21 protein-coding genes are annotated in these 25,456 nt (G+C 56.6%); 7 read left to right on the top strand and 14 right to left on the bottom strand.

Annotated elements, in window-relative coordinates; all coding sequences use genetic code 11:
• Positions 1 to 176: 176 nt before the first annotated feature.
• The 10 genes from DNI29_RS04005 to DNI29_RS03965 all read right to left on the bottom strand — a co-directional run bounded on the left by DNI29_RS04005 (position 177) and on the right by DNI29_RS03965 (position 13,208).
• Positions 177 to 1,376 (bottom strand): M20 metallopeptidase family protein, encoded by a 1,200-nt coding sequence (locus tag DNI29_RS04005; protein WP_110976755.1) that lies wholly within the window; start codon positions 1,374 to 1,376, stop codon positions 177 to 179.
• A 77-nt stretch (positions 1,377 to 1,453) separates the two neighbouring features.
• The gene (locus DNI29_RS04000; RefSeq protein WP_123823057.1) at positions 1,454 to 2,011 is read right to left on the bottom strand and encodes an LptM family lipoprotein; all 558 of its coding nucleotides are present in this window, start codon (positions 2,009 to 2,011) and stop codon (positions 1,454 to 1,456) included.
• Positions 1,992 to 2,669 (bottom strand): deoxyribose-phosphate aldolase, encoded by a 678-nt coding sequence (gene deoC, locus DNI29_RS03995; RefSeq protein WP_110976753.1) that lies wholly within the window; start codon positions 2,667 to 2,669, stop codon positions 1,992 to 1,994. The genes DNI29_RS04000 and deoC overlap by 20 nt, the downstream gene beginning before the upstream one ends.
• Positions 2,670 to 2,784: 115 nt before the next feature.
• Entirely contained in the window at positions 2,785 to 6,186 is a 3,402-nt protein-coding gene (secA, locus tag DNI29_RS03990; protein ID WP_110976752.1) for a preprotein translocase subunit SecA, read from the bottom strand.
• 159 nt (positions 6,187 to 6,345) lie between these two features.
• Complete coding sequence (locus DNI29_RS03985) at positions 6,346 to 7,374, bottom strand: acyltransferase family protein (RefSeq protein WP_110976751.1); 1,029 nt, start codon at positions 7,372 to 7,374, stop codon at positions 6,346 to 6,348.
• 159 nt (positions 7,375 to 7,533) lie between these two features.
• The gene (locus DNI29_RS24845; RefSeq protein WP_238387991.1) at positions 7,534 to 8,466 is read right to left on the bottom strand and encodes an SDR family oxidoreductase; all 933 of its coding nucleotides are present in this window, start codon (positions 8,464 to 8,466) and stop codon (positions 7,534 to 7,536) included.
• A gap of 3 nt (positions 8,467 to 8,469) precedes the next feature.
• Positions 8,470 to 9,777 carry a family 1 glycosylhydrolase gene (locus DNI29_RS24840; RefSeq protein ID WP_238387990.1) on the bottom strand — a complete coding sequence of 436 codons (1,308 nt, stop codon included), beginning with the start codon at positions 9,775 to 9,777 and terminating at the stop codon, positions 8,470 to 8,472.
• Positions 9,778 to 9,967: 190 nt separating this feature from the next.
• Positions 9,968 to 11,149, bottom strand: a complete 1,182-nt coding sequence (glf, locus tag DNI29_RS03975) for a UDP-galactopyranose mutase (protein ID WP_110976750.1) — start codon at positions 11,147 to 11,149, stop codon at positions 9,968 to 9,970.
• Between the two features lie 151 nt (positions 11,150 to 11,300).
• A complete protein-coding gene (locus tag DNI29_RS03970; RefSeq protein WP_110976749.1) occupies positions 11,301 to 12,524 on the bottom strand; it encodes a glycosyltransferase family 1 protein in 1,224 nt (407 codons plus the stop codon).
• A gap of 165 nt (positions 12,525 to 12,689) precedes the next feature.
• The gene (locus DNI29_RS03965; RefSeq protein ID WP_110976748.1) at positions 12,690 to 13,208 is read right to left on the bottom strand and encodes a GNAT family N-acetyltransferase; all 519 of its coding nucleotides are present in this window, start codon (positions 13,206 to 13,208) and stop codon (positions 12,690 to 12,692) included.
• Positions 13,209 to 13,341: 133 nt separating this feature from the next.
• Here DNI29_RS03965 and DNI29_RS03960 point away from each other — a divergent pair, with 133 nt between their 5' ends.
• On the top strand, positions 13,342 to 14,361 hold the full coding sequence (locus DNI29_RS03960; protein ID WP_110976747.1) for an aldo/keto reductase: 1,020 nt from the start codon (positions 13,342 to 13,344) through the stop codon (positions 14,359 to 14,361).
• 142 nt (positions 14,362 to 14,503) lie between these two features.
• Here the strand turns inward: DNI29_RS03960 and dapF are convergent, their stop codons facing one another.
• Complete coding sequence (dapF, locus tag DNI29_RS03955) at positions 14,504 to 15,313, bottom strand: diaminopimelate epimerase (RefSeq protein ID WP_110976746.1); 810 nt, start codon at positions 15,311 to 15,313, stop codon at positions 14,504 to 14,506.
• A 19-nt stretch (positions 15,314 to 15,332) separates the two neighbouring features.
• Positions 15,333 to 15,818 carry a DinB family protein gene (locus DNI29_RS03950; RefSeq protein ID WP_110976745.1) on the bottom strand — a complete coding sequence of 162 codons (486 nt, stop codon included), beginning with the start codon at positions 15,816 to 15,818 and terminating at the stop codon, positions 15,333 to 15,335.
• A gap of 104 nt (positions 15,819 to 15,922) precedes the next feature.
• Between DNI29_RS03950 and DNI29_RS03945 the strand changes: the two genes are divergently transcribed.
• Both DNI29_RS03945 and DNI29_RS03940 read left to right on the top strand, forming a co-directional pair.
• Positions 15,923 to 16,807, top strand: a complete 885-nt coding sequence (locus DNI29_RS03945) for a class I SAM-dependent methyltransferase (protein ID WP_110976744.1) — start codon at positions 15,923 to 15,925, stop codon at positions 16,805 to 16,807.
• Between the two features lie 150 nt (positions 16,808 to 16,957).
• Positions 16,958 to 17,914, top strand: a complete 957-nt coding sequence (locus DNI29_RS03940) for a Ppx/GppA phosphatase family protein (protein WP_238387989.1) — start codon at positions 16,958 to 16,960, stop codon at positions 17,912 to 17,914.
• A 159-nt stretch (positions 17,915 to 18,073) separates the two neighbouring features.
• Here DNI29_RS03940 and DNI29_RS03935 read toward each other — a convergent pair whose 3' ends face one another.
• Positions 18,074 to 19,165, bottom strand: coding sequence for a zinc-binding metallopeptidase family protein (locus DNI29_RS03935; protein ID WP_110976742.1), 1,092 nt, complete (start codon positions 19,163 to 19,165; stop codon positions 18,074 to 18,076).
• A gap of 449 nt (positions 19,166 to 19,614) precedes the next feature.
• Between DNI29_RS03935 and DNI29_RS03930 the strand changes: the two genes are divergently transcribed.
• The 4 genes from DNI29_RS03930 (at position 19,615) to DNI29_RS03915 (ending at position 24,398) form a co-directional block, all read left to right on the top strand.
• Positions 19,615 to 21,063: a circularly permuted type 2 ATP-grasp protein gene (locus tag DNI29_RS03930; protein ID WP_110976741.1), complete on the top strand. Its 1,449-nt coding sequence runs from the start codon at positions 19,615 to 19,617 to the stop codon at positions 21,061 to 21,063.
• Between the two features lie 212 nt (positions 21,064 to 21,275).
• Positions 21,276 to 22,211: an alpha-E domain-containing protein gene (locus DNI29_RS03925; protein WP_110976740.1), complete on the top strand. Its 936-nt coding sequence runs from the start codon at positions 21,276 to 21,278 to the stop codon at positions 22,209 to 22,211.
• 10 nt (positions 22,212 to 22,221) lie between these two features.
• Positions 22,222 to 23,223: a transglutaminase family protein gene (locus DNI29_RS03920; protein WP_110976739.1), complete on the top strand. Its 1,002-nt coding sequence runs from the start codon at positions 22,222 to 22,224 to the stop codon at positions 23,221 to 23,223.
• 107 nt (positions 23,224 to 23,330) lie between these two features.
• Complete coding sequence (locus DNI29_RS03915; RefSeq protein WP_110976738.1) at positions 23,331 to 24,398, top strand: Ldh family oxidoreductase; 1,068 nt, start codon at positions 23,331 to 23,333, stop codon at positions 24,396 to 24,398.
• A 73-nt stretch (positions 24,399 to 24,471) separates the two neighbouring features.
• Here DNI29_RS03915 and DNI29_RS03910 read toward each other — a convergent pair whose 3' ends face one another.
• Positions 24,472 to 25,302, bottom strand: a complete 831-nt coding sequence (locus DNI29_RS03910; RefSeq protein ID WP_110976737.1) for a murein L,D-transpeptidase catalytic domain family protein — start codon at positions 25,300 to 25,302, stop codon at positions 24,472 to 24,474.
• Positions 25,303 to 25,456 lie beyond the last annotated feature (154 nt).

The raw sequence follows: 25,456 nt of genomic DNA, 5'->3' as shown, positions 1-25,456 counted from the left end.
GAACTATACTCTATTCCGATGCTGGATGTGCTAGACTAGTCGACATACGTGCTGAAGGAATAGCATCCTCCTACCCCTCTCTATCATCCAAATCCATCCGCCAGAAGTCGGCACTAAACTAGGCGGTCCGATGCTGGAGGCATCGGACCGGAACAAATTGGAGTAAGAACCGACTGTTACTTCTCAGCTAGTTCCCGCAAAGTAAGCCAGGCCATCAGGCCGGGGCCGGTTTCCAAGGCCTTGGGGTCGATATCGAAGGTAGGCGTGTGCACGGAAGAGGTGTGGCGGTTACTGCCATCGGCAGCGGCAGTACCGAGGCGGTAGAAACAGGCACTAGCCGCTTGGCTGAAGTAAGCGAAATCCTCGGCGGCCATCCACTGGTCTAGCTCCACCACGTTTTCTCGGCCCAGATATTCCACAGCGGCCTGCTCAGCGCGGGCCGTTAAGGCGGGTTCATTTTCCAGGTAGGGGTAGCCCCGGCGGATTTCCAGCTCGCAACTGGCTCCCATGCTGTCGGCCAACCCCTCGCAAAGGCGGCGCAGATGCTGGTGAGCCTCTTCGCGCCACTCCTCGTTCAAGGTTCGGAAAGTACCCTCGATGTATACCTCGTTAGGAATGACGTTGGTGGCTCCCTGGGCAATTACCTTCCCGAATGATAGTACGGAGGGCAGTTTCGGGTTAGCTCGACGGCTGACAATCTGCTGGGCCGCCACAATGATATGAGCAGCTACCAGCACCGGGTCCAGGTTTTGCTCGGGCATGGCGCCGTGGCCACCCTTACCGCGCACAGTCAGGTACAGCTCGTCGGTGCTGGCCATGTAGCGGCCGGCGCGTAAACCTATCTTGCCGGCTGGCAGGCGCGGAAATACGTGCTGGCCCAACACGCTGGCAGGCCGTGGGTTTTCCAGTACCCCTTCCTTAATCATCAAAGAAGCGCCGCCTGGCAGCAGTTCCTCGCCCGGCTGGAACATCAGCTTTACAGTGCCCTCAAACTCGTCGCGCAGCTGGGTCAGGATGCGAGCCGCGCCCAGCAGGGAGGCCGTGTGCACATCGTGGCCGCAGGCATGCATTACGCCAGGGTTTGTTGATTTGTAAGGCACCTCGTTTTGCTCTGTTATGGGCAGAGCATCCATATCGGCGCGCAGGGCTACGGTGCGGGAGCCAGGGTTGCGGCCTTCGATGAGGGCTACTACCCCCGTACCGGCAATGGGCTGCGTCTGGAGACCCAACTGCTGCAACTGCTCCGTCACGAAGGCCACCGTGTTATGCTCTTTGAACGACAGCTCAGGATGGGCATGCAGGTGCTCGCGCACCGCTACAGTGTCGGCTGCTGTTTCGGCAGCCAGAGCTTTGATGCGAGGTAGTAAGTGAAGCATAAGTTAGCGGCGCGACAAGGGGTAGGCGGACAAAATTATGGCTGAGCCAGAAACGCTTCAGACTAATTATCGGAAGCCTAAAAAGTGGTTTTGTTGATGATGACCTGGGCTGACTCCAGCTCGGCTTTCGGAGCCAGCGGCCGAATTCGTAGCAGGGCCTGCTCAGCTTCCAGGCGCGTGAGGTAGTCGCCTACCCACAACCGGAAGACGGGCTGCTTGTAGGTCAGATAATCGGCCTCCTCAGGGTAGCGGCTGATAACGGCCCGGCGTATGGCCATGGCCTGGTCTTTATGCAACCCCACGTAGGCCAGAATCCGGTAGCCCTGAGCGTACTTCACATTTTGGTTGGTGAAGGCCTGGTCTCGGAGGCGCTGCTCAATCTGGGGGTTTACGTGGTTGGTGGGAGTAACCGGGCGGGCGGGGGTAGTAGGCGCAGCGGCCGGAGGTTTGGGCGCAGCAAACACGGGCCGGTACCGGCTTAGGTCTTCGGTGGGGGTAGCAGCGGTGGCAGCGGGCCGCCGGGTAGTGTCGGGGGTAGCGGTAGAAACTGCCGGCGCCGCCGGGCCCGAGGAGGCGCAGGCGCCCAAAGAAAACAGAGTGGACAGCAGCAGCACGTTACGTAGCAGATGTTTCATGGGAGGGTTCTTCCAGCAAAGCCAGACTATTAGAGGAGCCAATGCGGTCAGCGCCGGCCGCTAGCAGAGCCAGCGCAGCTGTGCGCGTCCGGATGCCGCCGGAAGCCTTGATACGCACTCCGCCCGGCAACGACCGGCGCATAAGCATGATATCGTCCACAGATGCGCCCCGGTTGGCAAACCCGGTGGAAGTTTTCACGAAGTCGGCACCGGCTTCTACGCACAGCCGACAGGCCGTTACAATTTCGTCTTCCGTAAGCAGAGCGGTTTCGATGATAACCTTGAGAATAGCGCCGCGCAGGTGGCACAGCTCTGCCAGCTGCCCAATCTCCTCCTCTACTTCTTCCTGCCTACCTGCTTTCAGCGCCCCAACGTTGATAACCATGTCCAGCTCAGTGGCGCCATCAGCCAGAGCCTGATGGGCCTCAAAGAACTTCACCTTGGCCAGCGCATAGCCCAGCGGAAACCCAATGACAGTACATACGGGCACGCTGGTGCCCTGCAACTGCTCGGCGGCAAAGCGCACGTAGCAGGGCGGCACACATACACTAGCGAAATGATGGGTAGCAGCCTCCTGGCAGAGCTGGGCAATCTGATCCGGGGTTGCGTCCGGCTTCAGCAGGGTATGGTCGATGGCGGCGGCGAGCTTTTGCGACATAAGAAGGCAAAGGTAACGGACGTGAGTGGCACTAGCGAAGTGCCGCGCATGCTACAACAAACGGGCCGCGCTTCCAACTGGAAACGCGGCCCGTAAGCTATTTACTTTCTGAAATTTAGTCGATCAACACGGCTCGGTCGTTCAGCAAGTCGTCTTCTACCTGCTTAAACTTCACGTCGCGCAGGATGCGGCCATCCATGTACTGCACACTCACCTTGTCATTGCGGTTAGCAACTTTCTGAGATTTGGCGGGCTGCTGTTTTTCCAGTACCTGAGCACCGTCCTGCTCCAGATCCTCCGGGCCAGCGCCCAGCGAAGCCGACGATACTTCTTTCTCAGCTTTCAGGCGCGGCTGGGGCGGAGCTACAGGCAGTTCGTCTTCGGTGAAGTACTCGGGCTCGTCGTAGCCATCCTGGCCGGGCTGCATCGGCACGTCGGCGCGGAACAGGAACTGTATGGTGTCCTCGTTTACCTTGCTGATCATCTGCTTGAACAGCTCGAACGATTCGAACTTGTACACCAACAGCGGGTCTTTCTGCTCGTACACCGCGTTCTGCACTACCTGTTTCAGGTCGTCCATGGCGCGCAGGTGCTTGGTCCAAGCCTCGTCGATTACCGAGAGAACTACTACCTTCTCCATGCCCCGAATTACCTCGTGACCACCAGTAGCTTGGGCGCGACGCAGGTTGGCAATAGCCTGAATCTGCTTACGACCATCGGTGAAAGGAATGGCAATGTTCTCGTAAGGTGCATTCTGGCTCAGCAGATCGTTGATCAGCGGCATGGAGTTGCCGGCAATGAACTCGTTTTTGCTGTGGTAGTAGCCGAGTGCTTCATCGTAGAGGCGCTGGGTAAGCGGCCCTGGCTGCATGCCGCTCAGGTCCTGAGCCGTCAGGTGCGTATCGTAGCCAAACACCCGGATAATGGCCAGCTTGAAGTCCTCAAAGTCGTTATTGCCTTTGTGACCGATTACGATGTCTTCGCAGACGTCGTAGATCATGTTCCAGATGTCCAGCTCCAGACGCTCGCCGTGCAAAGCGTTGCGGCGGCGCTTGTACACTACCTCGCGCTGGGCGTTCATCACGTCGTCGTACTCCAGCAGGCGCTTGCGGATGCCGAAGTTATTTTCCTCTACCTTCTTCTGAGCACGCTCAATAGAAGACGTAATCATGGAGTGCTGAATCACTTCGCCTTCTTCCAGACCCATGCGGTCCATGAGTTTGGCAATGCGGTCAGAGCCGAACAGGCGCATCAGGTTGTCCTCGAGGCTCACGAAGAACTGCGAAGAACCTGGGTCGCCTTGGCGGCCAGCACGGCCCCGTAGCTGACGGTCAACGCGGCGCGACTCGTGGCGCTCGGTACCGATGATAGCCAGACCACCGGCTTCCTTTGCAGTACCCCGCAGCTTAATGTCGGTACCACGGCCGGCCATGTTGGTGGCAATGGTTACGGTGCCGGGGTAGCCAGCAGCAGCTACAATTTCAGCTTCACGCTGGTTCTGCTTGGCGTTCAGAACCTGATGGGGAATACCGCGCAGTTTCAGCATGCGGCTTACCAGCTCTGAAATTTCTACGGAGGTAGTACCTACCAGCACGGGGCGACCGGCCTGCACCAGCGTCTGGATTTCCTCGGCCACGGCGTTGTACTTCTCGCGAACCGTCTTGTACACCTTGTCGTGCTCGTCTTTGCGGGCAATACCGCGGTTGGTAGGAATTACTACCACATCGAGCTTATAGATTTCCCAGAACTCGCCGGCTTCAGTTTCGGCTGTACCCGTCATGCCGCCCAACTTGTGGTACATGCGGAAGTAGTTCTGCAGGGTTACCGTGGCGTAGGTCTGCGTGGCATCTTCTACGCGCACGTTTTCCTTGGCCTCAATGGCCTGGTGCAGACCATCGGAGTAGCGGCGGCCTTCCATTACGCGGCCGGTCTGCTCATCCACAATCTTCACCTTGCCGTCATCGGTCAGGATGTACTGGTCATCCTTCTCAAATAGGGTGTACGCTTTCAGCAGCTGGTTGATGGTATGGATACGCTCCGACTTCACCTGGAAGTCGTCCATCAGCTTCTCCTTGATGTGCAGCTTTTCCTCACCCGAGAGGGTAGCATCTTTCTCGATGTTAGCCAGCTCCGTCCCGATATCGGGCATGATAAAGAAGCTGTGGTCTTCACCCTGACCAGTAATCAGGTCGATGCCTTTTTCGGTCAGCTCGATCTGGTTGTTTTTCTCGTCGATGGTGAAGAACAACGGCTCATCGGCCTTGGGCATCTGGCGCTGGTTGTCTTGCAGGTAGTAGTTCTCCGTCTTCTGCAGAATGGCGCGCATGCCGGTTTCCGACAGGAACTTGATCAGCGGCTTGCTTTTGGGCAAGCCACGGTAGGCTCGGAACAGGGCCAGCCCACCTTCGCCTTCCTTAGGACCATCTTTACCTTCTTTGATCAGCTTACGCGCTTCCACGAGGTAGTTCTGCACCTGCTTCTTCTGCGCGTCCACCAGCATCTGAATGCGGGGCTTAAGCTGGTAGAACTCGTGCACGTCGCCGCGGGGTACCGGGCCCGAAATGATAAGCGGAGTCCGGGCGTCGTCAATCAGTACGGAGTCCACTTCGTCGACCATGGCGTAATGGTGGCGACGCTGCACCAGCTCCTGCGGGTCGCGGGCCATGTTGTCGCGCAGGTAGTCAAAGCCGAACTCGTTGTTGGTGCCGTAGGTGATGTCGGCGAGGTAGGCCTGGCGGCGGGCATCAGTGTTAGGCTGGTGCTTGTCGATGCAGTCTACTGTAATGCGGTGAAACTCAAACAAGGGCGCATTCCACTCCGAGTCACGTTTGGCCAGGTAGTCGTTTACCGTTACGAGGTGCACACCACGGCGGGCCAGGGCATTGAGGAAAGCAGGCAGGGTAGAAACCAGCGTTTTACCCTCACCCGTCGCCATTTCCGAAATCTTACCCTGGTGAAGCACTACCCCCCCGATGATCTGCACATCGTAGTGGATCATGTCCCAGGTTACTTCGGCTCCGGCGGCCGTCCACTTGTTGCTCCAAATAGCTTTATCGCCCTGAATAGTTACGTTAGACTTGCGACGAGCATATTCCCGGTCGTAGTCGGTAGCGGTTACAACCAGTTGGCCGTTCTGGGTGTAGCGGCGGGCGGTTTCTTTAGCAATAGCAAAGGCCACGGGCAGCACTTCCATGAGCACTACCTCCAGCTCTTTGTTGCGCTGCTTTTCTAGCGTGTCAATCTGATCAAACAGCTGCTCCTTCTGCACAGCGTCAAGCGAGGCATCCTCGTTTACGCGCTGGTGCAGGGCAGCAATCTGGTCATCGATGGCTTTCAGGTAGGCGTCGATCCGGGCCCGGACTTCATCGGTGCGGGCGCGCAGCTCATCGTCGCTGAGTTGTGCCAAGTTGGCATATTCGGCGTTTACGAGCGCCACGTACGGAACAATCTCCTTCAAATCCCGGTCCGATTTGGTACCGAAAATCTTGGCGACTGTTTTCCCTAGAAAATCAAACATGCTGGTTTACCTTAATTGAAACGCCGGGGCGCTCCCCAAATTTACAGGATTTCTAGCCAAAATCGCCCCATATCATAATCAACAGACAATCTGGCCGGTTTCGCTGGATAGCAGTGACTCCTGACCGACACAGCAACTGGACACGCGGCGTTATCTGAGCTACATGAGCCTCCCGGCAATTATATAATGCGAACTACGCTTCAGCCAACGTTTTTCTACCAAGTGCCAAAGTAGAAATGAAACTAGCAGTACTGTAGACAACAAACCGGCAAATCCGAGCCACGGACTCAACTGGAATGCTCCCCAATGGATAAACAACTGAATTAGCGGAAAGTGCACCAAGTAAATACCATATGATATATCACCCCACCTACCAGCGGGCAATTGTACAGGTAAACGGGTAGCTAGGTAAAGAACAATGGCGGCATAACAGACCGGCTCTACCAGTTGCCGAAAATCAGTGTGCCGCATTAACAGAAATGCAACTCCAGCCCCCAAAACAAGCCAACGCAACGATGGTCCCAACCGGCTCTCTTCCATCGTGAAAACTGCTCCAAGGGCAAAAAACTGCAGCATTCCCGGAAACTGCCTACTTAATTCCAGAACCGCCTTTGGGCTTAGTCCGGGTACGTTGGGTAGCAGCCAGCCGTAGAGTAGTGAACTTAGATAAAGCAAAGCAACGCCAGGGTATGGGCCCAGGCGTCGAAAGAGCCATAGAATAACGGGGACACAGCAGTAAAGACACAACTCTACCTTAATGGTCCAGAGGGAACCGTTGAGGGCCGAAAACCGATGACTCTCAAATGCACCTGGTAGTGTAGGTTGCAGAAAGTTTAAAAAGGTAGCGTTAGCTCCGATATAGCGATACGCAGTTGGATGACGCAAATACTCTTCAACTGGCAATGCCGTAGCAAGCAGACCTACCAACCAAGCCAATCCAATAGTTACTAAGTAGGCGGGGTAAATACGGCGGACACGCTTCTCTGCGTATTCCCAACCAGTGGTGCTGCTCAGAAAGCTACGCGTGACTAAGCAGCCGCTGATTACAAAAAAACCTTTGACTGCAAAGTCAGCGGATAGGACGCTGAGAAATGGTTGAAAGGAGGGCACCTGTGATAAAGCTGCCAAATGGCAAAGGACTACCGTCAGAGCCAGCCCCAGCCGCACGGCATCGAAGTTATTTCGCATGAAAGAGGCACAGAAAAAGCCGGGGCACAAGGTACGCTGCCAAGCAAATATTCACGTGCAACAAACTCCTAAAAACGAGGAAACCCCGCGCCCTGAACAGGCTGCGGGGTCCACGAAAGGAAGCGTGTAATAGATGAGTTTATAACGAAATCTAACTCGTTAAGACGCCACGGCCATAGACACTTCCGACGGAGTTCTCAGGGCCGTCATCATCTCCGGGATGCACTTTTGCAGACGTTCTTCGGCGGAAGGCAACAGATTCCCTTGCTTGCTACCTAGCACGCTATACACAGGGCGGGTGGCAGCCAAACCAAATGCCTGCATAGACCGGGGCACCACGAAGGAAGTATCCAAGCTGGCCATATCAGCTGCAAGGCGTGCTAGGTCGGCCCAGGTGTAGGCGCCTTGGTTGGCCAGATGCCATACGCCCCGTTCCTCGTCAATGAGTAGATCTAGGGATACGTTCACTAGGTCAGGTACGTAGGTAGGGGAGATAAGCACGTCATCGGCGGCCTCGAAAGCCTGTTTGTTTTGCCCGGCCTGCAGAGCGGCATACACGAAATTATATTCGTCCCAAGGACTGAAGAAGGCACTCGTGCGTACTACCAGCGCATTGGGCATGTGGCGTAGCACGTCGCGCTCGGCGAGGCGCTTGCTGTTGCCATACACATTCAGTGGGCAAGGGGTGTCGCTTTCAACGTAAGCGGCAGACTTGTTGCCATCGAAAACCAAATCAGAAGAGAAGGTCAGGAAGTGAACGTCGCGGTAGGCACAGGCAGCAGCCAGGATGGCCGGGCCGGTGGTATTTTCGCGGTAGCAACGCTTGAAGTCTTTTTCGGCTTCATCTACCCGCACGTAACCGGCAGTGTTTACTACGGCCCACGGGTTGTGCTTCACCAGGGCTTTTTCTACGGAAAGAGGATCAGAAATATCTAGCTCGTCGCGGCCTAAGGCAACAAAATCAATACCCCGAACGGCGCAGATGCGCTGGAAAGCTCGGCCCAGAGTTCCGTTTGCTCCCGTAATAAGTAGGGGCTGTACCGGGGGTAGGGCGGCCCCGAAGGTCAGATCGGTAAGGTCAAGAATTTGCATGATTCAGGCGGTCTTGGAGGTAGGACAATGGTGATGGTAGAGGTAACGGTCGTCTCGCTCCCACCATCCTTTGTTGCGCAGCAAGGGATGATGGTAATGCCCCTCTGTAGCAAGACTTTTAACCATTTTGAACAGAGCAGTAGGACGGGGAGTACCGCCGCGCATGTCAAATACGCCGCTCTCGTAGAAAACTCCTTCCTGGGTGAGCAGGGTGTTCCAATCGTAGGCGCCCAGCAACGACCAGATGGTAATGGCCCGTAGGTCTACGCCTTCTTCCTTGAGCTTATTAGCGGCATCCCAGATGTACTTTACCCACCGCATTTGCTCTTCGCGGGTGCACTCCAGGTGTACTTCCGTCACGGCAATAGGTAGCTTATACCGCTCCCAAGCCTCCAGCAGCAAATCATGAATGCCGGCCATTTTCACCAGTCGTACGCGCACGGCCTCCACGTCAGCATAGTCTACCCGAGCTTCACTCTGGCACAGGTGCTGGTTAGGAAAATACTGATGGTTCTCGTCCAGAAACCGCTCACTGGTGATATAGTGGTTGATTCCGAGTACATCGGGGGGTAGGGGGTCGTGCACCAGCTCCAACAGCTCGGCGGCGGAAGCACCATGTTTGCGCAGGTATTTCCACATGGGATGTTGCTGATCAATACGGCCGCAGAGCAGATCGTAAGTGAGCCAGCGCCGATTGTTCTCGAACTCTGCCTGATCCGTGAGCTTGGGCGTGCAGTGTGTCTTGCCCAAATCCTCGGTTTGAACCAATTGAGCATCCGGGGTCACTTTCCGGATAGCCTTCATGGCTTCCTTCACGCCCTTGATGTGGTTGAGCTGAATGCGCACGAACGTTTTATCGTCGAGGGCGTGCGGGTACCAGATGCCGTAGAGGCCGCTAAAGCGGGCCGTGGTCAGAGGTTCGTTTACGGGCGTATAGTGCTTTATCCAGGGGTAGCGCTCGGCTACCATGCCGGCAAAGCGGGCCAGCCCCGACACGAAGTTTTTCTTGTTTAGCGCGGTGTAGCGCGGGCCGCTGCCATGGTGCAGCAGCGTTACGATGGGGTCGATGCCTAGCTCGCGCAGGCGGTTCATCCGCTCGTCAGTCCAGGTCCAGTCAGGCTTATCGAGGCTTTCCGGGGCTACCTGTTCCCACAGGATAGGGTAGCGCAACTTGCGGATGCCCAGCTCGGCGAATAAGTCCAGGTCCTCAATGCGGGTGCGGTGCCCACTGCTGATGAGTTGGTCGGAGTACCCGTCGCCAACCCGACGAATGGTACACTCCAGTCCGCCCCATACTTCTACTTTTTCCATTCGATATGAGTTTAGGATTGCCCCGGATGGCAGAGGTAGCAGTGTTGAGTTGCGTCCGTCCGGAAACAGTTCTGTCACTCTGGGCGGCAGCGGGCAGCTCTACGGTTATCGGCTCTTGGCCTGTAATAACCCAAAACTTCCTGCTGCTCACTCAGAGTGACAGACTATTGACAACCAACTAGAAGGTAATCTATTCTTTGGCCGGGTCGCGGGGCACCAGCTTCTCCATGATGGAGGTGGAGCCAATGATAGCCGGCTTGGCAGCTTTCTGCGCTTCCTCGGTTTTCTCCGTGAGCTTCTTATACAACGTCAGGGCCTGAGCTACTACCTGGTCCATGTTGTAGTACTTGTAGGTAGCCAGGCGACCCACGAAGTGTACGTTGGGCGTCTCGTCGGCCAGCTTCTTGTACTTATTGTACAGCTCGGCATTTTCGAGGCGTGGTACGGGGTAATACGGGTCGCCTTCAGCCTTCGGATACTCGTACACGATGCTGGTTTTGGGATGCTTCTGGCCGGTGAGAGCCTTAAACTCCGTAATGCGCGTGTACAGGTTGTCGTTGGGGTAGTTGACTACTGGAGCCGCCAAGTAATTTTCCTGGTTCAGGGTCTCGTGCTTGAACTCCAGCGAGCGATAGGGCAGCTTGCCGTATTTGAAGTCGAAATACTCGTCTACAGGGCCCGTGAAAATCATTTCCTTGAACGGAATGAAGTCCACGATGTCGTGGTAGTCGGTGTTGAGCATCACCTTGATGTTGGGGTGGTCCAACATGCGCTCAAACATGCGGGTGTAGCCGTGCAGCGGCATGGCCTGGTAAGTGTCGGTGAAGTACCGGTCGTCGCGGTTGGTGCGGGTAGGCACACGCGAGGTTACCGACTTATCCAGCTCGGAGGGGTCCATGCCCCACTGCTTGCGGGTATAGTTCTTGAAGAACTTCTCGTACAGCTCGCGGCCTACTTTGCTTACCACCACGTCTTCCGACGTTTTGATAACGGGCACTTGCTCGGCTACTGACTCGAAGAACTGTTCTACTTCAAAGCTGTTCAGCGAAAGGCCGTACAGTTTGTTGATGGTGTCGAGGTTGATGGGCATGGGCACCATCTGGCCATCCACAGAAGCCAGTACGCGGTGCTCATAAGGGCGCCAATCAGTGAAGTTGGAGAGGTACTCGAAAACGTCTTTCGAGTTGGTGTGGAAAATGTGAGGTCCGTACTTGTGGACCAGGATGCCTTCCTCGTTGTAGTGGTCGTAGGCATTGCCCGCAATGTGGCTACGCTTGTCCACGATGAGCACTTTTTTATTGGAGCGCGTAGCGAGCCGCTCGGCCAATACACTGCCGGCAAATCCGGCTCCGACGATGAGATAATCGAACATAGCTAAGCGGAGTTTTGGAGAAAGAATGAGGGGGATGAACGGGCAGGGTGGACAGGAGGGCGAGGAATTTTGGTAGGGTAGCTGGGTCGCCAGGTGGCCTTTCGGCCCCTTGCTTACGCCAGCCGGTTAGGAGATAACTCGATATGACCAGCTAGCGGGTAGCCGGGGTAGAGGTCAGTTTCTTTTGCATCAGCGCTACCATTTGCTGCCAGGTCTGGTCCCAGCTGATGGTAGCGAGGTAGTCATCGGTGCGCTGGCGCCAGTCGGCATCCTGGTGCTGAAGCAGGGCTTTTTCAATGGCCGCGCCGAAGTCTTGGGCATTAGAGGCAATCTGCACCAGGTTTAGGTCGCCGTATGGGCGCACCACGTCGCGGATAGGTGTGCTTACTACCGGGCGGCCAGCCGCGAGGTACTCCGGCGTTTTGGTAGGCGAAATGAATTTCGTGCTTTCGTTGTCGGCAAAGAGCAGGGTAGCCACATCCCAGCCACGTAGGTAGGCGGGCAATTCCTGGTAGTCTTTACCACCGAGGTAGTGGATGTTTTGCTGGCGAGGCAGCATGGCCGGGTCAATTTTCACTACCGGGCCGATAATCACGAACTGCCACTCAGGGTGCGCGTCGGCCAGCTGGCGGAGCAGTTCAATGTCGAGGCGCTCATCTACTACCCCAAAGAAACCCACGCGGGGGTGGGCAATGCCAGCTTGGTCGGCGGGCTCGGGCATTTCCTGACGGGCCTGCCCAAAGTGGTCTTTATCGATGCTGCTGGGGAAAGGGTGTGCATCAGAGTGTTGCTTACTCTTGGCTTCGTACAGCGTATGGCCACCCGTGAAAACGTAATCGGCTTTCTTGAACAGCTCCTGCTCCCGCTCCTGCAGGGCTGGGGGCGCAAATTTGAAAGCTGCCAGCTCATCCATGCAATCATAGATGGTAAGTGCCGGCGTGAATTTGCGCGACTTGCCCAGGGCCATAGGGGTATAGTACCAGGCAATAAAATTCTCGACGTTGTGCTCCGTGAAGTATTGACGCAATACTTCATATTGGGCCTCCTCGGAGGCTTCCTCGTTGTGGCGCAAATGGTCTGGCAGGTGAACTACCAGCACTTTCAGGCCATGTTGCCGCTCCTTCACTTCCATGTGCGGCTCAATCAGATTATCGGCGTGGTAGAAGGCATCTTCCACGTAGAACACCCGACCCTGCTGCGCAAAGCGCGACATCAGGTGTTGGGGCCGCTGCCATACGAAGTCCCAGTGCAGGTGGGCAAAACAAACTAAATCAGGCAGGGCGTAGGGTAGCGTTTCGGCAGGGGCAGCAGATTGGGTAGCGAGGGAAGGTTGGGAGGCGCGCACTGGCGGCTCCGCTGGTGGAGACAGCGACATAAAGGCGGGATAATACGTTATAACAGCAGCCCATTTACCGAGCTGGGAGCAGGATGGCTAGCTGCTGTTTATCCCTCATACGCCCCCCATAAAAAAAGGGTATAGATGAGCTTCAACTAAATGTGCTCGGCTCTGTTGAGCCTAACATACGGGATATTTCTTACCTCAGCCTAGAATATATTGCATTTCTACAGCATCCAGCCAGCCTTCAGGGGTCCGAAGCCATTCTTTTCGAACCCCTACCTTACTGAATCCTACCCCCTCAAACAGTTGTAGACTGGCCATATTTAACACCGAAATAGTGCAATAAACCTGGTGAAGTTGTAGTTGCTGCCGGGCGTAGGAGAGCAACAGGGTTAAAGCAGCACGAGCGTATCCCTGCTGCCGAAATTCCGATAAAATGGTAATTCCTACCCCTGCCCGTTGGTGCAAAGGCTCAAACCCGAAAATATCCAATGTACCTACGGCCTGTCCTGTAGCTACTGCACAAATAACCAACCGTAGCTGCCGCACCTCAAAAAAATCGGCTGCGGCATTATCCAGATACTGCCGCAGCACGTGCCGCGACACAGGTACTAGCGTGTCGGACACCCCCCAAACCTCCGGATTATTTTCCAGCGCGTACAGAAAATCGAGGTCTTCGGCTTCCAGAGGGCGCAGAAAAATTAATTCGGAACGGAGCATGGTTCAGGCCGTGAGTGGGGGTAGCAAACCTACGGGCCTCGTCGCAAAACCGGGTTCAAGGCCCGAATTTTACCTTAACATTCCTTCGGGCCTCGAAGTTGAGTCAGGTATCATCCAATTAAATCTTCCTGACATGAAATATAACCTGCTAGGCAATACTGGTCTGAAGGTATCAGAGCTGTGCCTGGGCACCATGACGTTTGGTGGTAAAGGCTGGGCGGCGGCCATTGGCTCCTTGGATCAGCAAGCTGTTGACGAGCTGGTAAAACGCTCCCTCGACGCTGGCATTAACTTTATTGACACGGCCAACGTGTATTCGGAAGGCCTGTCGGAGGAGCTAACGGGCCAGTCGTTGCACAACTTGGGCATCTCGCGGCACGATATTGTGCTGGCAACCAAAGTGCGCGGTAAAATGGGTGAAGGCCCTAACGATGCCGGCCTGACACGCAAGCACATCTTTCAGCAGGTTGACGACAGCCTGCGTCGGCTGAAAACCGATTACATCGACTTGTACCAAACTCATAGCTACGACCCGCTAACGCCTTTGGAGGAAACCCTGCGCGCCCTCGACGATTTGGTGCGCAGCGGCAAAGTGCGTTACATCGGGGCCAGCAACGTGGCAGCCTGGCAACTTATGAAGGCGCTGAGCTACTCCACCTACAACCACGTTGAAAAGTACGTTTCGCTGCAGGCTTACTACACCATTGCCGGCCGCGACCTGGAACGCGAACTGGTGCCTTTGCTGCAGGATCAGAAGGTAGGCCTGATGGTGTGGAGCCCGCTGGCCGGTGGTTTTCTCAGCGGTAAGTTCAACCGCGAAAACCAGAACGAGGAAGGCGCCCGCCGCGTGAACTTCGACTTTCCACCCGTTGACAAAGAGAAGGCCTTCGATATTATTGATGCGCTTCGGCCCATGGCTGAAGCCAAAGGCGCTACGGTGGCCCAGTTGGCGCTGGCCTGGCTGCTGCACCAACCCGTGGTGAGCAGTGTCATCATTGGGGCTAAAAAAATGGATCAGCTGGAAGATAACCTCAAGGCTGTGGACGTTCAGCTCACGCCCGAGGATCTTCAGCAGTTGGACGAAGTGAGCAAACTGGCGCCCGAATACCCCGGCTGGATGCTGGACTTCACCAAAGGCGACCGGCAGCTGTAACCAGCCTGGTAGTAATCAACGCGGCCCGCAGGACGATATGTATCGTCCTGCGGGCCGCGTTGTTTTTTGTCACACAGTATAACAGAACGGTCATGTCTCGACAAGCTCGACATGACCGTTCTTTTTGTGTTTCTATTCAGATCTATTTTACCCGATCTGCTACCTCTATTTTGCCGTCGAACACCCGCGTGGCGGGGCCGCTGAGGAAGATGCTGGTAAAAGACCCATCAGGATGAGCCTCGAAGGACACGCGCAGGTCGCCGCCGGGGGTGCGCAGGTGCACCGGGCTGGTGGCGCCCCGGCGGGAAGCGGCCAGGGCCACGGCCGTAACGCCCGTGCCGCAGCTCAGGGTCTCATCCTCTACCCCCCGCTCATAGGTGCGCACTTGCCAGGGCTGACCGGGGGTAGCAGGTGCCTCCACGAAGTTTACGTTGGTGCCTTTCTCCCGGAACCGCTCGTTGTAGCGAATAGCCCGGCCTTCGGTAAATACGTTCAGCTCGGCGAGGGTGCTGGCGGGCTGAAAGCGCACGAGGTGAGGCGAGCCAGTATCGAGAAACACGCCGTATTCCTCTACCTCCTGCTGGCCAATAACGTTCTGCATGCGCAAGTGTACCGTGCCATCGGCATCTACGCGGGCATCGTGGGGGCCGTCGGCAGCCAGAAAATGGGTAGTGTCTTTTACTACCCCCAGCTGCTTGGCAAAGGCCACGGTGCAGCGCCCGCCGTTGCCACACATGGAGCCCACGTAGCCATCGGCATTGAAGTACACCATCTCGAAATCGTACTGCTGGTGCTGGCGCAGCAAAATCAGGCCATCGGCCCCAATGCCGCGGCGCCGGTCGCAGAGGAAACGCACGAGCTGATGGTTGTGCTCATCGAACTGATGGGCGCGGTCGTCCACCATCACGAAATCGTTGCCGGTGCCTTGGTATTTGTAAAAAGAAAGCGTCACTGGGGAAAGCAAAAGGAGGTTAGAAAAACTTGCGCAGCAGCGCTACCTGGCCGGCGTGGTAAAGATAATGCTGCACGGTGCCATGCAGCAGCACATAAAGCAAAACTCCTGAGCCTTCCGGCCGGTCATCAGGCTCGCCCAGCACGGTGTCCAGGTCGGTTTCGGCTAGGGCTTGGGTGGCTGCTAGTAACCGCTCGTGTGCTTGCCGGAGTTCCTGCCGGGCCTGCTGCCAGCGGGCTTCATCGGGCTCCGGGGGGTAGGCGGGCCAGTCCTCATCGGTGAGTGAAGTTACTTGCCGCTGCTCAATGCGCTGGGCTACGGTGGCTGCCCAGGTGGTGAGGTGGCGTACCAGTTCCCCTACACTATGCACGCCGGCCAGAGGGTAGGCAGCAGCCTGCGCGGCCGTGATACCCGCCAGGGTTTGCTGCAGGGAAGGCCCAGACCAGGCATCTCCATCAAAAGCCCGCCGCAGTTGGTCGGTAATTCGGTTGATTTCGTGTGGCATCTTGCTCCTGCTTTGTCTTCCCCTTCAAGATACGGTGCCGACCGAGACTGTGCCATACCGTACCTTTGCCTGCCTGCCCCCACGGGCAGCGTAAAGGTAGTTCTATGTACACGTTCCTCACCACCAGCCCCTGGGCCGACTACGAGCTGATTGACGCCGGCAACTTTGAGAAGCTGGAGCGCTTCGGCAAACACATTCTGTCCCGCCCCGAGCCCCAGGCCATCTGGGACCCGCACCTGCCCGCCTCGGAGTGGCAGCGGGCCAACGCCATTTTCACCCGCGAGAAGGGCAGCCAGGAGCGCGGCCAGTGGAAAATTAAGCCTGGTACACCCGAGCAGTGGGTTATCGGCTACGAGCGGCCCGATGGGCTGAAGTTGCGGTTTCGGCTGGGAATGTCGTCGTTCAAGCACGTAGGCCTGTTTCCGGAGCAGGACCCCAACTGGCAGTTCATTTATAACCAGACGCGCCAACGCCGCGCTACCCAGCCTCGGGTGCTGAACCTGTTTGCCTACACCGGCGCGGCTACCCTGGCCGCCCGCGCCGCCGGCGCCGACGTCACCCACCTCGACTCCGTAAAGCAGGTAAATTTCTGGGCCCGCGACAATATGGAAGCTTCCGGCCTGGACGGGGTGCGCTGGCTGGTAGAGGACGCCATGAAGTACGTGCGGCGCGAGGTAAAGCGCGGCAGCAAGTACCAGGGCCTCATTCTGGACCCACCCGCCTACGGCCGCGGCCCCAACGGCGAGAAGTGGCAATTGGAGGATGAGCTGAATGAAATGCTTAAGCTCTGCAAAGAGCTTTTAGACCCCGAGGACCACTTCTTCCTTATCAACCTGTACTCCCTGGGCTTTTCGGCGCTGATTCTGGAAAACCTGGTCCACGAAATATTTCCGCAGGCCCGCCAAAGCCGTGAAATCGGGGAAATTTATCTGCACGATAAAGCCGCCCGCAAGCTGCCACTCGGCACTTTTTGCCGGTTTGCGGTTTAAGCGGGGGTAGGAAATAAGAAGAACGTCATGTCTCGACAAGCTCGACATGACGTTCTTCTTATTCTCTCTTACCTGTTACTTTCCTCTTTCGGCAGTCACGATTTTTCCTCACCTGCCATTATTTTCTTCACCACTCCATCACCTATTCCCGTGTCACAGCATCCTCCTCGCCATCGTCGTCTGGCCCTGATTGATATGGGCACGAATACGTTTCACCTGCTTATTGTGGAGCTACCCGAGCCCAGCCACCAGCAACCCGTTACGCTGCTGCGCACCAAGGTAGGCGTGCGGCTAGGCGAAGGGGGCATCAGCAAAGGAGAAATTGCGCCGGCGGCATTCGAGCGGGCGCTGCACACGCTGGTTGGTTTCAAGGAGGAAATTGAGCTGCATCAGGTCACGGACGTGCGGGCTACGGCTACCAGCGCTATGCGCGTAACGCGCAACGGGCCGGCGCTGGCCCAGGCCATTTTCGAGCAAACCGGTATTCGGGTGGAGGTAATTCCGGGGGAGCGGGAAGCGGAGTTGATTGCCAAAGGAGTGCGGCGGGCCGTACCACTGGGTACGCAGCCCCACCTGATTATGGACATTGGCGGCGGCTCGGTAGAGTTTATTATAGCCGATGCCACCACCATCTTCTGGAAGCAAAGCTTTGAAATTGGCGCTCAGCGGCTGCTCGACAAGTTTTTTTCGGACCCCAGTGGCGTCTTCCCTCCCGAAGGGGTGGCAGCGGAGCAGCAGTACCTGACGGAGGTGCTGGCTCCGTTGGCGGCAGCTGTGCAGGAGTTTCGGCCAATAGGCGTGGTAGGCGCATCGGGCAGCTTCGATAGCCTGGCCGATATGCAGTTGGGTCAGTTGCGCACCGAAGCCGAGCTTCCGCCTCGCACCGAGTTAGCTCTGGAAAGCTTCCAACGCAGCTACCAGCAGTTGCTTAGCCTCAACCATGAGCAGCGCGTGGCCCTGCCGGGCATCCTACCCATGCGCGCCGATATGCTAGTCGTGGCCTCTGTGCTGATTGACTTCGTGCTGAAGATGACTGGCATCACCCACATCCAAACTTCGGCCTACGCTCTCAAAGAAGGCCTGCTGGCCGAAATGCTGGAAAAATAGTTGGTTCAAGCTGCAGACTAAAACCCCGTTTCTCTCCTCAGATCAGAAGAGAAACGGGGTTTTAATTTGGGTCCTATACCACCTCGGAAATTTGAATTAGGCGTAGCTTTTAAAACAAAGTCGCACCTTACCTCTACTTCCCTACCCCGCCCTGCTAACTCAAGCAGCCGTCTTCATACCGTCGGCCTTGGCCTGGCGGCACACCCGATGAATGAAGTCCAGCTTGCGCACCACGTCGGGCGCAATAATGAAGGGGTAGGAATCAGGCTGGCCCATGCTGCGGTTCAGGCTATTCATGGCAAATGAGAGGGGTAGCCACATTTCCATCACGCGGTTGAAGTCGGCTACTCCGTAAGGGTCCTCTGTAATGGCAGCGTCAAGGTTCTGCTCATCGGTAGCCCGGCGCGGGTTTACGCTGAGGCCGAAGGCGTAGGCGGTTTGCAGCGTATCCATAATGTGGAGGTAGTGGGCCCAGGTTTCGGCCCAATCTTCCCAGGAGTGCGTGGTAGCGTAAGCGCTGATGTAGTGCTCGGCCCAATCGGCGGGTGGGCCTTGGTCGTAGTGTTTTTTCAGTGCCTCGCCGTAATCTTCCTGCTCATCACCGAACAACTGCCGGTATTCTGCCAGCCAGTTGGTGTGCTCAATAAGCCGCTCCCAATAGTAGTGGCCTACCTCGTGGCGGAAGTGGCCCAGCACCGTGCGGTACACCTCATCCATTGACTTGCGGGCCATTTCGCGCTCCACGGAGTCGGCTTCCGCAATGTTGATGGTGATGAGCCCATTGTCGTGGCCGGTCATTACCTTCTCGCCTTCGGGCTTTTGCTCGTTGGCCAGAAAGTCGAAAGCCAGACCTGTTTCCTCGTTTTCGGTTTTGCTGATGACCGGCAGGCCAAGTTGCAGCAAGCTAAACACCAGCCGGTGCTTGGCTTTTTCCAGCTCTTGCCAGCGGGCTATGTGGCCGGGCTCCGTTAGCTTCGGAATGGTACGATTAAGCTGGCAGGCCACGCAAAACTCGGTATGGCTGCCCGCCGGCACCAGCCAGTTGCAGACCTCATGCGCGTGGTTGGCGCAATAGCTGTACAAAGACTCATTGGAGTGCCCATAGAGGACAAAACGCTGTTCTTGGCGTGGCTCCAGCGCCACTAGTTGCTGCTGCTGTGCATCAAAGCCCAAGGGGGAGTGGCACCGCTCGCAGTGCGTGTTTTCAAAATAAACCAACTGCCCGCAGTGGGTGCACTTAAAGAGTTTCATACCAATTTCTCCCGTCAACTGCTACCCCCACCTAGGGGCATCAAGCCCAGTCAAACGCAGAGGTGGTGGATAGGTTCTGGTTTAGCTTCTGGCGGGAAGACCACAAATTCACTAACCTCCACAACTTACTAATATCCAAACCAAGCTATACTACACGAGCGAAGCTCAAGAGTAGATAAGTCCGCCCTGGTTCATTTACACCTCTGCTAGAAAGCTGACAGATGCAGTATTTAAATAGCCTTTACTGCCCAGCTACGCTAGTTTCAGTAAGCTCAACTGCTATTTAACTCTAAGAATTTTTCAGCTAAATCATTAGCTGTGAGTATGAGCCACTAAGCGACACCGGCTATCCTACCTATCAATAAAATACAACTTCATATTTCCTTAACCGTAGGTAATGATAAGAGCAAAAATGCGCGCCGAAACCGCCCCTTCCTACCCTACCCACCATGAAAGAACACGCTCTGCTACACGCCTACCAAGAGCAGCCCAACGTTTGGGACGAGATGTTCCATGCCGAGCACATCCGCCCGGAGTACCGCAGCTTTGTTTCGGCTATTGAGAACCTGCCCCACGCCGAAATGACCCGCAAGGATGAGCTAGCGAAAAAGCTGTTCATGAGCCAGGGCATCACATTTACGGTGTACAACAGCGGCGAAGGCATCGAGAAGATTTTTCCCTTTGATATCATCCCGCGCATTATTCAGCACCAGGAGTGGAAGCACATTGAAGCCGGCATCAAGCAGCGGTTGCTAGCGCTTAATATCTTTCTCAAGGATATCTACCACCAGCAGTTCATCGTGAAGGATGGCGTCATTCCGGCGGCTCTTATTTACTCCTGCCCGCAGTTTCTGCGGGAAATGGTGAACGTGCAGGTGCCCTACGACATCTATACCCACATTGCGGGCGTAGATCTTATTCGGGACGCCGACGGGCAGTTTTATGTACTGGAAGACAATTTGCGCACGCCCTCGGGAGTGTCGTACATGCTGGAGAACCGCAGCATTACTTCGCGCATCTTCCCCGATTTGCTGCCCAAAAGCAATGTGCAGCCCGTAAAAGACTACCCGGACCTATTGTTCCGCAACCTGCTGGCGCTGGGCAACCGCCACGTCAGCGACCCAACGGTGGTCCTACTCTCGCCAGGCATCTACAACTCGGCTTATTTCGAGCACACGACCCTGGCCCGCCTCATGGGCATTGAGCTGGTGGAAGGCCGCGACCTGATTGTGCACAACCACCATGTGTTCATGAAGACCACCAAAGGCCTGCGGCAAGTGGACGTGATTTACCGCCGCGTAGATGACGAATTCTTGGACCCCTTGGTGTTCCGGCCCGACAGCGCCCTGGGCGTACCTGGCATTTATGCAGCCTACCGCAAAGGCAACGTAGCCATTGTAAACGCCATGGGCAACGGCGTAGCCGACGATAAGGCCGTGTACAGCTACGTGCCGGAAATGATTCGGTATTACCTGAACGAGGAGCCCATCCTGAAAACGGTGCCCACCTACCAGATGAGCAACCCAGACCAGCGCAACATGGTGTTCGAGCGCATGGACAAAATGGTGATTAAGCGTACCAACGAGTCGGGTGGGTACGGTATGCTCATTGGCAGCAGCGCCACTGAGGAGCAGATGCAGGCTTTCCGGGAAGCCATTACCGAAGACCCCCGCAGCTTCATTGCCCAGCCTATCATCAGCCTCTCCTCTACCCCCTGCTACATCAACGGTGTGCTCCAACCCCGCCGCGTGGATTTGCGCCCGTTCGCCCTCTACGGCCCCGGTGGTATCGACATCGTGCCCGGCGGCCTGACCCGGGTAGCCCTGCAGGAAGGCTCTTTGGTGGTTAACTCCTCCCAGGGCGGCGGCAGCAAAGACACCTGGGTATTAGGTGAATGAGCAAGCGAGTGGATGAGCAAAGTGTGTTGAGCAGGTGCAGCCCAGTCTGTGCCCCTCTTGCCGCTGAGGCATTTTTTGCCTACCCCCCAATGCCAGTGCAAACCCTGGCTGGGCAGGCATCAACGCAAAGCTAACTTCAGCGCCGCTTCACTCATCCATCGTTCACTACCTCGCTCATTCAAGCACTCCTTCACTATTTCAACTTTCCCCGCATGCTTAGCCGCGTTGCAGATACGATTTATTGGCTGGCCCGCTACATGGAACGCACCCAAGCCATGTTGCAGGTTATCCGCATTTATTACCAGGCTTCCCAGGACAGTCCGCACGACTTCAGCTGGCGCCCGGTGTTGTACAGCTATGGCCATTTGTCGGCGGAAGAACTGGCCGCCACGGAAGGCGACACGGCGCGGGTACTGGCGCATCTTATTCTGGATAAGCATAACGATGCCTCAGCATACAACAACGTGCTGCAGGCCCGCGAAAACGCCCGCTCGGCCCAGGACCACATTACCCGCGACGTATGGCAGTGCCTAAATGACTATTACCACGCCATTCGGAGCGAGGAAATAGCCCAGCAAATCCGGTACGGCGACCCGATGTCGGGGATTGATGCGCTGATGCGGCACGGGCTGGTGTTTACCGGGGCCGTGCAGAACACCATGCCCCGCGACGAGGGCTACGGCTACCTCACCATGGGCCGCCTGCTGGAGCGGGCTCTGCAAACCACCGACATTCTGCGCATCCGGTGGGCCAACAATGCCGATTCTATGACCAGCGGCCTGGATGCGCCCGAACTGCGCTACCTGCTACACTCTCTGTTCGGCCACGAGCTGTATCTGAAAACCTACCGCGGCAATTTCAACCCCGACAGCGTGCTGCAGTTTGTGCTCCACAACAGCCATTTCGCCCACTCACTTTCCTCCTGCCTAAGCCGGCTCAGCTGGTACTTCGAGCGCCTGCGGGCCGACAGCCTGCCGGAAAGCTACGAGCGGCTGGAGTTTATGGTGGGCCGCCTGGCCAACCACGTCAAGTACAGCACCGTTTCGGCGGCGGAGCCGGAGCAGCTCAACGATTTTCTGCTGGAAACCCGCCAGGAGCTGCTCGATGTAGCCGTGGCCTTCGGTAAATATTACTTCGGAAGAAGCTAATCCTACGCTCATGCCTGCCTACAACATCAAGCACATCACGCGCTATACCTACGCGGCCGAGGTAATCGACTGCGTCAACCAGGTCATGCTCTACCCCCTCGAGGACGACCGACTGGAGGTAATCGGCCACGAGGTAACTATTTCCCACGATTCGGGCATCACGCACGACACCCCCATCAGCAACTACACCGATTACTTCGGCAACACAGTAGGCATTTTCACGGTGCTGGAACCGCATACTGTGCTGGTTATCGAGTCGACGAAGGATGTGGTGACGCATCCCATTCAGTTTCCGATGGACGAGCAGCCCGCCGAGCAGCAGTGGCAGCACTTACAGGAAATCCACCACGACCCCACCTTTATCGACTTTCTGTGCGAGGAGTGCTTCGCTTCGGCGCAGAATCTGAAGGCTACCCTCGATCAACTGGTAAACCGTTCCGATAAGCCCCTCAAAAATGCTCTGGTGCTCTCGGAATACGTGTACGACAATTTCCAGTACCGGCAAGGGGTTACCAACATAGAAACGCCGGCCGAGGAAATCTGGCAGCTAAAAGCAGGCGTTTGTCAGGATTTTGCCCACATGCTGCTGGCCATGCTGCGGATAGTAGGCATTCCGGCACGCTACGTGAGCGGCTACGTGTGTCCTGATCGGGAAGGTGTGCGGGGCTCGGGCGCTACCCACGCTTGGGTGGAGGCCTACATTCCGTACTACGGCTGGCTGGGCCTCGACCCTACTAACAACTGCATCGTCAATGATGGGCACGTACGCCTGGCTATTGGCCGTAACTTCCCCGATTGCACCCCCGTGAAAGGCACCTACAAAGGCACCAGCTCCCACCGCCTCGATGTGTCGGTGCATATTGAAAGCGGGAAGTCAGGGAGCCTAGTGGCGCTGCCCCAGGAGCCCAGCTACACCTATGAGGTAAAGGATAAGCCCGCCGCCGTCAACTCCTACCGCCGCCACCTGGAGCTCCAAATGCAAATGCAAATGCAGATGCAACAGCAGCAGTAAAATTCGGATGGTGTAAGTTTGGGCCATGATGAAGGCGCCAGCGGAGAACAGCCTCCGTGGGCGCCTTCTTTCCCATCAGTTTCCGGGCCCAATCCCTACCCCTCCTCATGACGACAACCCTCCCCTATACCCAGCTTTTCACCTTCACGGAATCTGTTTTCAAAGGCATAGGCTGCTCCAATGAGGACGCAACGCTTGCCACTGAAACCCTGCTTTCCGCCGATTTGCGCGGCATCGACTCGCACGGCGTAGCGCGCCTGGTTGGGTATGTACGCCTCTGGGAAGCCGGCCGCATCAACGCTACCCCGCGCGTGGGCGTCACCTACGAAACGCCCAGCACGGCCGTAGTAGATGGCGACGGGGGCTTGGGCCTGGTAGTGGGGCCCAAGGCCATGGAGGTGGCATTGGAGAAGGCCCGGCAGGTAGGCACCGGGTGGGTATCAGTGAAGAATTCCAACCACTTCGGTATTGCCGGCTACCACGCCATGAAAGCCCTGGCCCACGACATGATTGGCGTAGCCATGACCAATGCCTCGCCCTTAGTGGCGCCTACCTACTCCCTGGAGCGGCTGCTAGGCACTAACCCTATTGCCGTAGCCGTACCCGCTGGCGACCAGCCCGACTTTGTGCTAGATATGGCTACCACCACGGCGGCCAATGGCAAGCTCGAAATTGCCCAACGCAAAAATATTCCCATCCCCGAAGGCTGGGCCCAGGATGCGGCCGGGGTAGGCTCCACGGACCCCAATGCGGTAAAAAATGGCGGGGCCTTGCTACCCCTCGGTGGCGCTACTGGCTCACATAAAGGCTACGGCCTAGGTGCTGTAGTCGATATTTTCTCGGCCGTACTCAGCGGCGCCAACTACGGGCCCTGGGTGCCCCCTTTTGTGGCCTTCCTGCAACCCTCAGCTAACCCCGTGGGTGAAGGCCTGGGCCACTTCTTCGGGGCCATGCGGGTAGATGCCTTCCGCCCGGCCGCCGAGTTCAAGGCCCACATGGACAACTGGATTACCACCTTCCGCAACGCCCGCGCTACAGAAGGCCAGCAGGTGCTCATTCCCGGCGACCCGGAGCGGGAAATGTCGGGGCATCGGCTGCTGGAGGGTATTCCGCTGCTGGAGCCGGTGCTGAGAGACTTGGAAACCGTAGGCACCAAGTTTGGCGTGAAGCTGTAAGTACTACCCCCAACCTGAACATAAAAGCCCGCCCGGATTACCGGGCGGGCTTTTATGTTCAGGTTCAGAAACCTTAAATCATGTGCGTTTCGCCGAGCAGCTTGCTCATGGCAACGTCTTGGTTCAGGTACTTCGAGGAGTATTGCGCATCGGGGCCATTCAGGAACAAGCAGGTTTGGCCGCCTACAGCTTCAATAATGGCATCTTTCTGGTCCATGGGCAACGCAGGGCAACCCAAGCTCCGGCCCAAACGGCCATACTGCCGGATAAAGTCCTCGCTTACGTACTCGGCGCCGTGCATCACCACCGCCCGCGACAAGGCATTGGTGTTATAGCCTTCATCTACCCCAGTCAGCTTCAGGGAGCGGCCATGCTTGCCGGTGTATTCGCCTTGAGTTACGTAGAAACCCAGGCTGCTCATGTTCGACTCATTCTCGTTGGAGAAGTTCGTCGCCATGTTTTCGCCGGAGTTATGGCCGTGTGCTACCAGCGTGTGAAACTTTACCTGCTTCGCGGCCAAGTCCAGCACCCACAGGCGCTTTTCGGTGGAAGGCAGACTAAAATCTACCACAGTCAGCAATTGCTTGGCACTCAGCTTGCCCTCGCTTTCCAGGTTGAGGTAGCCCGTCATAGCCTTCTCAAACACCTCAAAGCGCAGGCCCTGCTGCTCTACCCCCAGATCCTGATATAGGTCGTGGAGGCGTTGATTATAAACAGCCGTCGGGGCAACCACCGGTGTCGCTGCCTGGCGCGACGAACTGGTAGTAGCAGCCTTAGACTTTGCTACCGGCGCCGCCAAAGGAGTAGCCAGAAACAAAGAAGCTACGAAGGGCAGCAGACGTCGGGTTAGCCGGCGTGCCCGGCGCTTAAGGCGCTGACGACGAACTACACTTTGATTTTCCATCGGGCCGAATTCAGTGTTGGTTGCAGGATGAGGCACCTAAGTAAGATACGCTCATTCAGATAGAAATTCTATACGGGAGCAAGCGAAACCTGGATGCTTCCGGACTCTCACTTGCTTCATTGAGCTTATAACATAGCTCTTTCCATATTGATTC

This window comes from Hymenobacter sediminis (assembly GCF_003231285.1).
Lineage (GTDB): Bacteria > Bacteroidota > Bacteroidia > Cytophagales > Hymenobacteraceae > Hymenobacter > Hymenobacter sediminis.
This window is presented reverse-complemented; position numbering and strand designations above follow the sequence as displayed.